Annotated in this window: 11 protein-coding genes and 1 pseudogene; 3 read left to right on the top strand and 9 right to left on the bottom strand. The window is 66.9% G+C overall.

Features of this window, described 5'->3' with window-relative positions; genetic code table 11:
* Nucleotides 1-141: 141 nt before the first annotated feature.
* From G6R25_RS16140 to G6R25_RS30655, 9 genes and pseudogenes are all read right to left on the bottom strand, one after another.
* On the bottom strand, nt 142-1,887 hold the full coding sequence (locus tag G6R25_RS16140; RefSeq protein WP_235948705.1) for a type IV secretory system conjugative DNA transfer family protein: 1,746 nt from the start codon (nt 1,885-1,887) through the stop codon (nt 142-144).
* A 385-nt stretch (nt 1,888-2,272) separates the two neighbouring features.
* On the bottom strand, nt 2,273-2,710 hold the full coding sequence (ssb, locus tag G6R25_RS16135; RefSeq protein ID WP_136448050.1) for a single-stranded DNA-binding protein: 438 nt from the start codon (nt 2,708-2,710) through the stop codon (nt 2,273-2,275).
* A 48-nt stretch (nt 2,711-2,758) separates the two neighbouring features.
* Nucleotides 2,759-3,019, bottom strand: a complete 261-nt coding sequence (locus G6R25_RS16130; RefSeq protein WP_136448049.1) for a hypothetical protein — start codon at nt 3,017-3,019, stop codon at nt 2,759-2,761.
* 98 nt (nt 3,020-3,117) lie between these two features.
* On the bottom strand, nt 3,118-4,086 hold the full coding sequence (locus tag G6R25_RS16125; RefSeq protein ID WP_163553651.1) for a hypothetical protein: 969 nt from the start codon (nt 4,084-4,086) through the stop codon (nt 3,118-3,120).
* On the bottom strand, nt 4,083-4,406 hold the full coding sequence (locus G6R25_RS16120) for a hypothetical protein (RefSeq protein ID WP_136448047.1): 324 nt from the start codon (nt 4,404-4,406) through the stop codon (nt 4,083-4,085). The genes G6R25_RS16125 and G6R25_RS16120 overlap by 4 nt, the downstream gene beginning before the upstream one ends.
* Nucleotides 4,403-4,591: a hypothetical protein gene (locus G6R25_RS16115; protein ID WP_136448046.1), complete on the bottom strand. Its 189-nt coding sequence runs from the start codon at nt 4,589-4,591 to the stop codon at nt 4,403-4,405. The genes G6R25_RS16120 and G6R25_RS16115 overlap by 4 nt, the downstream gene beginning before the upstream one ends.
* Nucleotides 4,592-4,666: 75 nt before the next feature.
* Nucleotides 4,667-4,876, bottom strand: a complete 210-nt coding sequence (locus G6R25_RS16110) for a hypothetical protein (RefSeq protein ID WP_136448045.1) — start codon at nt 4,874-4,876, stop codon at nt 4,667-4,669.
* Nucleotides 4,877-5,169: 293 nt separating this feature from the next.
* A complete protein-coding gene (locus tag G6R25_RS27500) occupies nt 5,170-5,580 on the bottom strand; it encodes a ParA family protein (RefSeq protein ID WP_235826069.1) in 411 nt (136 codons plus the stop codon).
* Between the two features lie 163 nt (nt 5,581-5,743).
* Nucleotides 5,744-5,824 (bottom strand): annotated as a pseudogene (locus tag G6R25_RS30655) (ParA family protein); the annotation flags it as partial.
* Nucleotides 5,825-6,005: 181 nt separating this feature from the next.
* On the opposite strand from G6R25_RS30655, the gene G6R25_RS16100 reads away from it, so the two are divergent.
* The 3 genes from G6R25_RS16100 (at nt 6,006) to G6R25_RS16090 (ending at nt 10,643) form a co-directional block, all read left to right on the top strand.
* Entirely contained in the window at nt 6,006-6,230 is a 225-nt protein-coding gene (locus G6R25_RS16100) for a hypothetical protein (protein WP_136448044.1), read from the top strand.
* Nucleotides 6,231-6,549: 319 nt separating this feature from the next.
* Entirely contained in the window at nt 6,550-10,128 is a 3,579-nt protein-coding gene (locus G6R25_RS16095; protein WP_163553649.1) for a hypothetical protein, read from the top strand.
* Nucleotides 10,125-10,643 carry a response regulator transcription factor gene (locus G6R25_RS16090; RefSeq protein WP_163553647.1) on the top strand — a complete coding sequence of 173 codons (519 nt, stop codon included), beginning with the start codon at nt 10,125-10,127 and terminating at the stop codon, nt 10,641-10,643. The genes G6R25_RS16095 and G6R25_RS16090 overlap by 4 nt, the downstream gene beginning before the upstream one ends.
* The last annotated feature ends 1,328 nt before the right edge of the window (nt 10,644-11,971 follow it).

Below are 11,971 nucleotides of genomic sequence, written 5' to 3'. Positions count from 1 at the left end.
GTCTAAACTCGGACGATCTTGCCTCATAACATCTTCCTGTAACCCGCCCCTTCGCCGTTGCGCCATACTACCCATGGAATTCAAGGAGGTGGCCCGGCAATCGGTTAAGCTTTGGCCCGCTAGCTGATTTTCGATTGCCGGCTATCCCGTTTTCCGTACCGTTGATGGACGGTTCGCGTACCAGACCTGAAGCCAGGTTGGGTAGTAGCGCTGGCCCCTGCCTTTTCCGATACCTGGCGGGAAGGCGGAGTCTGTCATTCTGGCCTTCCTCGCGGCACCGGGCGTCATCGGGATAACTCCTGTCCGGCATGCCTCGGGCAGCGTAATCGGCGTCTCGCCAGGGATGGGCCGCCAGTCACCTAGAGTGATCGGTGGCCAAGGCTCGACCGTTACAGCCTCCGTTACGCTCCCCGGGATGCCGCGGTCATCGGTGCTGGACGTGTGCCCTGTTGGCTTGGTGAGTGTGACTGTGACATGGTCCGTTACGCCCGCAATCTGATCACTCTCCGTGAGCATCGTAGGAGTGTCGGCGGCCTGTTCGGCGTCACTGTCGGTGTCGGCATCGTCGTCGAACAGGTGGCCCCATCCGGGTACCCAGTGTCCGGCCCCGTAGGAGCTTTCGACTTCGAGGATGTGCTCTTCGGTGATCCATGGTGCGCAGTGTCCTGCGTCGAACCACGCGGGCGCCTCCGGTAGCTCCCGGAGCCGTGTATTGGCCTCTTCCTGTGGAATGTAGGCGATTTGGACTAGCTCTGGGCGCTCGCCGAGCGGACCGTAGGTGCCACGCCCCTTGACGTCGGCGTCCCATGCGGGCTTCTTGACGTGCCCGTAGGTGGTGATCCATTTCTGTGCGGAGCAGGTTCCGGTGAGGATGCGGCCGGAGAACAGGTCGCGGGCGTCGGAGCCGCCGAACAGGGTGAGTGACATCTGATGGGCACCAAGTACGATGCGATGCTCCAGTGCGCGGCCTTGCATCAACGTGACGTGCAGCCAGAACGGAACCGGTGACTGCTTTTTCTGCCCGCCGGGGCCGGCCCACCATTGTTTTGCGCCGCCGGCGAACGACCCGAACTCGTCGATGATCAGAACCCTGGCGGGGAGATGTTTCGTTGATATCCCTTCCTGTTGCATGAGTGCGATGGCGGTGGCGGAGGCGACGAACTCGGCGAGGGCACGAATCGCGTCTTCAATGCGCGTGTGGATCCGCACCCCGGATACGGTCCGCGATGGCCGGGTGGGGTCTCCGGCGATCCCGTTCGGATGATCGTCGCCGATTTCGGTGAAGCTCATCCGCTTCAGGTCGATGATGTCGACGAGCGCTCCGTGTGTGCGGTTGTGGACGAGTGGGACGGTTAGTGTGGTGGTTTTTCCGCTTCCGGAACCGCCGACCACAGCGAGGTGGGGGACGTCGGTCTCGGTCCGGGCGTAGATCGGCGTCTTCCCGGGGCCGTCGCCGACGTGCATGACGTACGGGTTGTCGGACGGCCTCCAGGTCGCCGCGCCGGGAGGCTGGGGGGTGGGGGTGAACTCCATGAACCGCGGCGCGCTGGTGAGGTGGATGCGGGACACCTCCATCGGGACCTTGATCCACCGGTCGACGAGGCGGGCGATGGCGAGCTGCTGGTACTCCTCACCCGCCCAGTGATCGGGCAGGTTCACCCGGGTGATCGCTCCCTGCTTCGCTGGGTTGCCGGGCACGACCAGCCACTTGTCCGCCGACGCGCCGATCGGAAGCTGCAACGGCCCCGACAGCGACCTCATGAGCGGCTGGACGAGCCGACGCCGGTGCTGCCTGAGCATCCACCGGCGGTGCGCCCGGTTGCCTGCGTAGACCAGCCCACCTACGGCCACGGTGGCGGCCACGGTGGCGGCCACGGTGGCGGCCACGGTGGCGGCCAGGGCGTTGGCCAGGGTCGGGTCTGCGATCTGCCCGTACGCCTCGCCCAGGACGGCGAGGGTGCCGCCGGTGCGGTGTGCGGCACGCTGCCACCGGGGCCGGTGCTGCCACCGGTACGCGCGGCCGGAGGGGTGGACGACGGTAGTTGCCGAGTGAAGCCAGGTAGCGTCGGTGCGGGGGACTCCGTCGAGCGGCGAGCCGGAGATCCAGCACCACCCGACGATCCGGGCGGGGGTTCGTGTGGAAAGATTATGTCGGGCCATGGGGTGCACTCCCGTGGTCAAGGGGTCGGGCGCGTGAAGTCTTTGCTGAGAGTCACGCGCCCGATCCCGCCGAGCAAAGAGGTTTCGTCCGGCCTGTGGATAACCAGGATGATCAGGACTGATGCGCCGGAACCGCGGTCCCGCGGCCCGGGGTGGTGGTGCCCGTGTCGTCCGTCGCGGCGGAACGCTCTGGCCGCTGCGAACGGGCCACGTGGAACTTGATCGACACGGCGACTTCGTCCACCTGGACGTCCCATCCGTAGCGGGTCTCGCCGCTTTGCTTGTCCTGCCAGGACGACTGGCGGAGCGTGCCCACCACGAGCACGCGGTCGCCCTTGCTCAGCGACTCCGTCGCGTTCTCTGCGGTCTGCCGCCACGCGGTGCACCGGTGGTAGGACGTCGCCCCGTCCGACCACTCACCGGTGTTCGGGTCACGGCGACGCTCAGTGCAGGCGACGACGAACGACGCGACGGCCGCGCCGTTCGGGGTGAACCGAAACTCCGGCTCGTTGGCGAGGTTCCCGGCGATGGTGATCACGGCTTCCTGCATGGTGCTGCCTCTCTCTGCGAAACGGGGATCGGGCCGTGGGTGGGTGAGTCAGGCGACGCGGGGTCCGCGGGTGCGGGCGAGGTGGACGAGTCCGGCGACACCGGCGAGAGCCGCCAGGAGCACCACCAAGGCGCCCGTGACCATTTCCGGGTGTACAAGCACCAACCGGCCGCAGATGAGGGCCAGGGCGACGCTCAGGGCCACGACCGACCGGCGGAGTGTGGCGAGAACGGCCTGAGCGAGGTGCGCGGCTCGTTGCGCGAGGTGGATGCCGGCCAGGAGCAGAACGAGAACGGCGAGAATGGTCACGGGACAGTTCCCTTCCGGGTGCAACGGTGGGGGTGTTCCGGGAGCTGGTGACCGATGGCGTCCGTCACCAGCTCCACTGCTGACAGAGGCAGCTCGGGCTACAGGTACGGGTTCGGCTCGTTCGCCGCGGCCCGGGACTCCCGGATGATCCGGCGGACGTGCGAGGGGTCGACCGTCACCCCGGAGTCCGCGAGACGCTCGCGGATCGTGGGGACGTCGGTCACTCCGCTCGCGACAAGCTCACGGACACGACGGGCCTTGAACCCCCGCGGGGTCCCGTTGTCCCCCGGGACGTCCGGGGTGTCCTCCAGCCCGGGGGAGGACAAGGCCGTGACCTGCGGGACTTCGGTCAGGACGTCGACCTGACGTCCCACAGGAGGTGCGGAGGAATCCGCCACTGCGGCCACCTCGCTCACGGGCAGGCCGATGATATCCGTCCCGAGGGGGGGACGTCGCGATGCCTCCATCGCGAGCATCTGCGCCGTTGCCTGGTCTTCCACCCGGGCCACCTGCCGGCGAACCGCGGCCACGGCCATCTGAGCGGACGCGCGGGAAATCTGCCGAGCCACCCACTGTGCGTCGTCCGGCGACAGGTCCGGGGCCGTCGCACGATTCAGGGTCCACCACAGGACCTTCGCCGCGATACTGACGGACGCGCCGATGCACGCCATCGCAACTCCGCCTGCCTGGAGTCCCTCAAGGGCGATGGCGGTCACGGTGACCGCGAGCAACGCCCATCCGATCTTGTCCACCGTCGCGCGCCGGTCGGGCCGGAACCGGACGATGAACGACATGCCGAGCGTGGCGAGCCACGCGAGGTCGAACACCGCACCGGCGAGGTAGGCCGTCCACGTGCCGTTCAGAAGGTGCGCGATGGACACCGTCGACCACGTGATGGACACCAGTGTGAGCGCGAGCACCAGGCCGACGACACCGCGCACGGCGATGACATCGATGTCCCGGGGAAGCACCGGCACGGCCACGCGGCGGGTGCGGGTAACCAGCGCGGACTCGCCGTTGACGGTGTGGGTGGTGGCGTACTTCTGCGTCTCGATACGGAACTTCACCGGGCACCTCCGTTCGCCTTGTGCTTCTCCCTGGCGCTGCCGAGTGCGTTAGTGAAGACCTCGATCTCGTTGTCGAGAACGAACGCGGCCAGCCCCACGGAGTGGCAGGCGTGGTCGAGTTCTTCGATGTCGTTGGCCACCTCCCGCTCCGCCGACGCCATGTCGCGAACGGTTTGGAGCGCGACTTCCATGCGAGCGAGCACGTCTACCTCACGAGGAGGCACCGGCACGGCCACACCGCGAGTGAAGGTGACCGGAGTGGCCACGCCGTTGACGGTGTAGATGTCCGTGCACCTCTGCGCCTGAACGTGGAACTTCACTTCGCACCCCCGTTCGCCTTGCGTGCGGCGCGCCGTGCCGCGCGGTAGCCGGAGCCACCGGGGCCGTAGTCGGGCTCGTCCGGGAGGTGGGTCTGGCAGATGGCGATGTCGGGGTGCGCGACGACGGGCGCGTCGGTGCAGTAGTCGCACGCGGCGGGGGTCGCCGGGGGGTCTACGGTCGACATGGGTCGGATTCCCTTCTACGGAGGGGTTCGGTCAAGGGCCGTGTCTGGGGTGCGATCCCGGCCGCGGCCCGTCTGTTACAGGCCCTTTGACTTCCTGATCTCGCGGACCAACTTCGTGCGCTGGTCGAGTCCGAGCGTCAGCAGTCCGTCGACGACGTCGGCCTTGGTCACGCGCTTGCCCAGTTCCAGGGACAGTTCGAGGGTGAGCCGCTCGACAGCGTCGATGATCGGCCTGCTCAGGTAGTAGGACACCCGCTCCCGCGAGATCTCCGTCTGTACGGTCACTCGTCGCCTCCTCAGCAAGTCCGGCAGGGTCGGTGCTTCTGGAGTTGACGATACCTCAGAAGTCGGAGAGTCGGAGTTTCGGGGTTCGACTTTCGGTGTTGGATGTCCGGATTTTGGTTGCGAGCGAACGGGAGTCCGTCGCGCGCGGGTGGGTGCCGGCCGCGCCGGAGTCTGCTCCGGCGCAGCCTCTCCGGTAGGCGGTACGGACTCCGGCGCGGCGGACGGCTCGACAGCCGGTATCGCGTCCGACTCCGAAGCGAGCATGTCCCGGAACTTCCGGCGTCCGGGCGGTGTCATCTGATGTCTCCCGTTACGTAGTCGCGGATGATCTCCGCCGTCACCCGGCGGTAGTCGAGATCGGCCTCACTGGCGTACCGGCCGCGATAGGCCCCGATGGGCACTCCGGCCAGTGCGGCATCTTCGTGCGCCGCGTAGCTCCGGATGATCGTGCTGAACACGCCGTACCCCTGTTCCACCAAATCCGTCCGGGCCTGCTCCGCCCGGGGGATCGACCGGGGGTCCACCCTCGTGAGGAGAACCCGGAACGGCACTCCGGACGGCCGAACCACATCCCGGACCGTTCTCGCGAGTCCCGCAAGGTCCAGCGCCGCGGGTGGACTCGGAAGGATGACCGCGTCCGCGTGACGCACCACGGCAAGCAGTGCGGCGGACTCCCGAGCGCCCGGCGTGTCCACGACGATCACGTCGTACTCGGCTACCTCGCGGACGTGTCCCAGAAGCCGAGGGTCGGTTTCGGCGGTGTAGTCGAAACGGAGCTGGACGCCGGCCGCGCGCGCGGTCTGCCCACCTGGCGGAGTCCCCGTTGGAATCGGTGTCCAGTAGCAGCACGCGCGCGGCGAGCGTCTCGGCAAGCAGGTGGGTGATGTTGAGGGCCAACGTCGTCTTGCCGACGCCACCCTTCTGACTAGCAAAGATCAGTATCCGCATGGCGCGAGCCACCCCCTGTGTTGTGAACATCCACAGTCTGATGTCGCATCTCGGAGGTGGACAGAGGGTGTGTCCCCGAAGTGCGACACACAGCGCAGGATGTCCGGCGCGCCCGGAACGTCGGTGCTAGTCTGATCGTTAAATAAGTGGCTAGCCGCATAGCGGAAGGGGGTGAGATGCCATGGCGCGCACACGGAACCACGGGGTGCGCATCCCCGATGACCTGCTGACGCTCGCCGCACACGTGCTCGACATCCCGGACGGGGCATCGTCCGCCGTGGTGATCCGTACCGCGTTGGCCCGGATCGCCGGTGTCGACGTCTCGGACTACACGCCGGTCAAGACAGGCCGTCCGCGAGGTGCCCGGACCCACCGGCAAGCAGAGAACGGAGAGCAGGCGGCATGAGACCGGACGAGCTGGCAACGACGCGATGACCCTGTAAACGCAAGCAGCCCGGGTGCTGACAACACCCGGGCCGAACACCCCCCGAACCCTCTGGCAGGAACAGGAGTGCCTACGTGCACACCTACTTTACGGTCGTGCGCCCAGATCCACACGGCACACATGGGAACTCACCTGCAAGTGCCGGCGGCAACTTCCGAGCCGTGCCCGTGGGTGGCCCCACGGTCGCCGTGGGAGGCCCCGAACGTCACGAGGTGGGTACTCCCACCACACACACGGACCACCCCGTTACTCGACACGGTGGGCCCGTCCCGGATGCCCGATGACGGCCCCGGTGGAAGATCCCCGTCTCCTCGCGGCGATGGGCGGCGCATCGACCCCGGCCACACCGCCGGCCAACGGTGAGGGTCACGCACGCCCAGTGTTGGCGGACGTCTCCCTGGACGCACCTGGCGTCGCGGTGCACCGCCTGATTGGTCGCGAGTACCGCCAGCACGAAACGCATCTTGCTGCGGTCAACAGAGATGGTGACGAATACGCCATCGCGCCCGGACGGCTGGACGTCTCACGAGTCACGGAACTCCGGGACGTTGCGCCGGATCTCAATCCAGGACCGATCATCGAGACGATGTTCGACGTCGCTTACACTCCGCCCGGATCTGAGATCAGGCACGCCACCGTGACCGACCGGGATATGCGCTCTCGCGAGCCATCCTGGCCACAGGAAACCGGCATTGGGGGTGTCGTCCCGAAGCGCGGAACGGACATCATCTCCGATGCCATACGGGCAGCCGGAATGACCATCCGCTATGAGAGTGGGGTGTCTGCCTCATACGGGGTTTCGGGGCTGCTGTTCCGTCCGGATCGTCTGCCGGTTTTTCTCCGCCAGGGTGCTCCGGCACTCACTGCGAATGGGACCGATGACACCGCAATGTGCGAACTGCCGCCACAGGTGTCCAGGGAAGAGGGAATCCGGGTGTTGGGGCTGGACGAGCCGTCAACGGACGAGACATACGAGGCTGATTTCTCTGTCCTGCTCCGGTTCCTCGAAGTAACTTCGGACCCATCCGTTCCGCTGGCGATGCTTGCTCAACTGGCCTATTCGCCATGGGCTGGACTCCCGGGAGTCCCCCACCTCGCCGTGGCTGTCGCCGGTAACACCGGTCTCCGGAAAAGTGCCATGGCTGGGATTGTCACGGGTGCACAGTCTCGGCTATGGGTGCCGGTCGACGGCGACGCAGACCGCGCCACCGTGAACGTGCGCCACGGCGCTTCGTCAAAGATCGGCATAGACCGCCTGCTTTACCACCTCGCGGGTGGGGTGGCCGTGGTCGACGATGCGTTCGCGGGCAAGCTGACGCCAGGGGATATCCGAGCGCAATGGATAATGCTCTCCGGTCTCGCGCAGAGCATGGCCACGCAGAAAGGCGGTACGAAAGCCACGCGGGATGGGGTCGGTATCCGAACTGACCGGTACCCGCGGTGTGGCTTGCTTGTGACAGCGGAGGATTACCCGGAGGAAGAGCAGCACGGATCGGAGATCGCGAGGTACCTCGCGCTGTGGGCCGATGGTGAGGTGGACACCGCGGTACTGACCGAGGTGCAGCAGTCGATCCGGGCCATCTCACGTGCGCACGCGCGGATGATTCGGGACGGCCTGGCGGATCTGACTGTGGCACCCCGTGCGATCGCGTGGGCACGAGAGGAAATGGCCGAGTGGGAGCGCAACGGTCACAACCGTGCGCGACATAACGCCATGCTCGCCGTTGCTGGAGTGCGCATTCTCGCGGATGGATGGGAGCGCGCGGGAATCGGCCCGGGTGAGGCGTTCGCGCCGTGGGGAGCTGATGTCATTCATGGAATTGCCGACGCTCAGGCACGGCGGTGTGGAATGACTGGAGCTGGACAGACCGCGAGAAATCCCGTGGTTCTGTTCGTCCGCCGGTTCCGAGAAATGCTCCGGGATGGCACGTGGTACCTCGCGTCTCCCACTCGCGGCCCGGACGATGCTGCCGTGCCCCCATCGATTCCGGGATACGGCCCGGGGGTTGTCGGGTGGCGACAGGGCGCAGTCATGGGAGAGCAGGAAGGCACCCAGTGGTTCCCGGCGGGGCGAGGTGACCCGCTCGGTGCGGTCCGAGTATGGAGCGGGTCCGGGCGCACGCCATGGCGTCGGGCGATGCTCGTGATCCGCTCGTCTGAGTGGGACGACGTCGCGGACGCAATCCGGCGACGGGTCCGGGACCGTGACGAGTGGTCAATGCCGGCCGCGAGAGACCTGTTGCGGCTTCTCGCGGATGAGGCGTGGGTCAAAAGCGTGGCATCGGAAAAGAGCGCGCTATGGGAAGACGGGACCCGTCCGCACGTACTCAAGTTCGATTTGGGCCGTCTGCTCGACATCCCGGAAGATGACGGCCAAGGCGACGACGGCCAGGGCGACGACGGTTCCGGCAGCAGCGGCACTCCGGCGCCGGAACCTGCTCCGGCCGGGCCCACTCCGGCGGAGCAGGGCGAGATGAGATACCCGCCTGCCGTGCCGGAACAGGCTGCACCCGGGCTCACTCCGAAACAAGCCGCGATGGCCGCGAACGGCGAGGTGAGCACCGGACCGTGCCTGGCATGCGGCGAGTCGATGTGGCCTCACGTCCCAGGAGACGGCACCTACATGGACGCCACGGGCGCCTACGTCCAGGCGCACCCGTCGTGCGAGGCACCGACTTCGATGGTGGCTCAGCAGGCGCTCATTCCAGCTCCGGCCGCACCAGCTCCGACCGCATCCCGCCGCTCCCACAAGAAGACGACAGCGGACCCTTGGCCTGGGCCTGAGCACACCGACAAGTCCCTGTCTGCGTTGCAAGCCACGCTGATCAAGCGTGATTGGGACGTGCCCTCCGACAAGTTCGTCCGCGACGTCGCGGACCGCATCGAAGCGGCATTCCCCGTGGACGGCCGGCCGGGTTCAGGCGGCACTGGGCTTGTGTGGGCGGAGGGTCCCGGCCGCACCGGCTACCGCCTGTTCCGCCAGAAGCAGGGCCGCGCACCCCGACGCTTGCCGCCGGAGGAACGGATCTCCGATGTTCCTTGCCCATGGAAGATGCCGCGCCAGGAATGGCACCGGCCACTCACCCTGGATGAGCGCACTCTCGGGTGCTTCACGTCGTTCGACGTCAACGGTGCGTACCTGGCCGCAGCGAGCCAACCACTCGGGACCGGCCGGCCGGAGCACCTGAGCGACGCTGGCCGGATCAAGATCCGCAAGAACGTGCCGGCTATCTACCGACTGGACGTCGACCCCACGGTGCCGGACCTACTCCCGATGCTGTTCGCGCCGAATGGTCAGTACGCCGGACCGGTGGCCTGGTACCTCCAAGAGCGCGGGCTCGTCCGGCGCGTCGAAGAGACGCTGATCTGGCCGCTCACGGACGCCTACTCCTGGTTGGACCGCTGGTACAAGGCCACCCGGGACGCGCGGACGTGGCTCCTGCCCACCGGGGCCGGCGGCCAGGACGACACCGGCCGCGCCGCGCTCGACGCGGTCAAGGCCCTCTACACGACGTTCCTCGGTGGCTGGATGGCCAGCACGAAGAACCCCACAGAGGTCTACCGACCCGACTGGCGCGCGCACACCGTGTCACGCGCGGCAGCCAACCAGGCCCGTGCGCTGGACAAGCTGCGCGAGCAGACCGGGCGAACCCCGTTCGCGGTCCGCGTGGACGCGGTCTACTTCGCGGCCGACTCGACAGACGACGTCCCTGCCGGGATCGAACTCTCGACCAGCAAGCAGCTTGGCAAGTGGAAGCGGAACGGGTCCGGGCTCCTGGCACCGGACGTCGTGGCCGCGCTGGACTCAGGCATGGGCGGCGTGCACGCCGCACTCCGACAGGCGGTGACCGGCGAATGACCAGTGCTCGTGACGAAATGGACCGTTACATTGATTCGCATTCCTGGCAGGAAGGATTCCGCTCGCTCATTGATGAGGGACTCTCCAACAGGGAGATTGCCGAACGGCTGAACCTCTCGCGCGACGGTGAAATCAAGATGTCGTCTGCTGTCGCTCAGGCGCGCCGTTGGCGCAACGCGGTTACGGGTTCAGCCCGTCAGCAGCGAGGTGCGAAAGCAGGCCCGAAGGATCGTTCCGTAGTGAACGCGCTAAAGCGCCACGCCGTCGCGTCGCGCGGTGGAAAGCGTGGGCTCGTTGGCTGGCAGGCTTCCGTGAAATCAAAAACCGACAAGCGCGGACAGGGTAACCGCGGCCAGGAACTGGCACCGTTCGTGTTTCCGCAAGCGGCGGCCGACGCCATCCTTCGTGGCGACATGAACGCGGCCGGACAGGCGTTCGCGGACGGGCTCGTGCACCAGTACGGCGCGGAAGGTCTGGAGATCGCCGAATTCAGCAGGCTCGACATGGAGTTTTAGGAAGGTGGACCGTGAGTAACGAGAGACACAACGCTCGGGAGCAGACGTTGACCGGCACCCGCTCGGATTTACATGATGCGATCTGCATGGCCGCTGTCCGAATGGGGAAACCAACCGTTGCCCCGGAGGAGGCGGTGGCCATCATGCTGAAGTCGCTGAACGACTACGGGCTTCGTGTAGTGCCAATCGAAGCGGCCCGATCCGGCCGGCGCGCGGAGCTACACCTACGACGGCCATAACCTCGCCCTACGTTTCCACTGAGGCTCCCAGCACTCCACGGTGCTGGGAGCCTCAGTGCGTTGCCGGCCTCGCACCCTCGCCGGCCGGCGATGTCCACGTGGACATGTCCATGGACATCCACCCCGGAACGCCTGTGCTACGCCGGGGGACACGCCACCACCGGCACCGATGCGGACATGTCCATGGACACCAGCTCCGCCACCTCGCCGGCCTGTCCGGACTACCGCCACCGGACCTTCGGCCCGGCGTCGGGCACGTCGACGGCCAGGACCACGGCGAGGTGGCAGGGACCGCCGGCGCCACGGCCACCCTGAACCACGGAGAGTGACCGGCGTGAGAGGTGGCGAACGGTGCCGAAGCGGCCGGAGCAAGCCCGGCCGGCATTTGCCCCCTGCTCCGGCGGACTTTGCCCCTCCTTTGCCCCCTCGTTTGCCCCCCGCGTTTTCGCAGGTCACCGGGCATTGCCCCCTTTGCCCCCATGATCATTAGGTAGAAGTGTGTGGGGGGTGTACGGGCCGAGCCGATGTCGACGGAGAGTGACCACAACCGCTCGTCCTGCTCGCCCACACTCACCGGACTGTCCGCCGGGCCGGCAGCCGCTCGTGTGCCACGCTGGCGGACGCAACCCCACTCACCGGCCCCCTCACAAGCGGACGCCACCACGGACCGCCCACGACCCGTACGGCGCCATCCCGGGCCCCCGCGCTCGTCCACCTCGCCACCATCGGGGACCGCGCCGTGCGCGGCGAGGTGGACGAGCACCAGGACGACGGCAACGGGCCACCCGCTCCGCACCTCAAGGTGAACCCGGCCGGGCCCACCTCGCTACCCGGAACAGCCGAAGTCGGATGATCCACAGTCGGTATCGGATAGTCGGAAGTCAGAACATCCGATACCGCTCGACAGCTGCGCGGGCAATTCAACAATGCACTCACGGCGCCCCCGAACAATGCAAACAACAATACTCCGCGATGAATGCACACCAATGCGCGTTATAAATGGCGAAGCGAACACGCCATGAATACGCCAATCAATGCGTCAAGAAAACCACAAAGAATACGTACGATGAATGGCGCAAGAATGTCGAG

The sequence above is a fragment of the Candidatus Frankia alpina genome (genome assembly GCF_902806485.1).
In the GTDB taxonomy this organism is placed as follows: domain Bacteria; phylum Actinomycetota; class Actinomycetes; order Frankiales; family Frankiaceae; genus Frankia; species Frankia alpina.
This window is presented reverse-complemented; position numbering and strand designations above follow the sequence as displayed.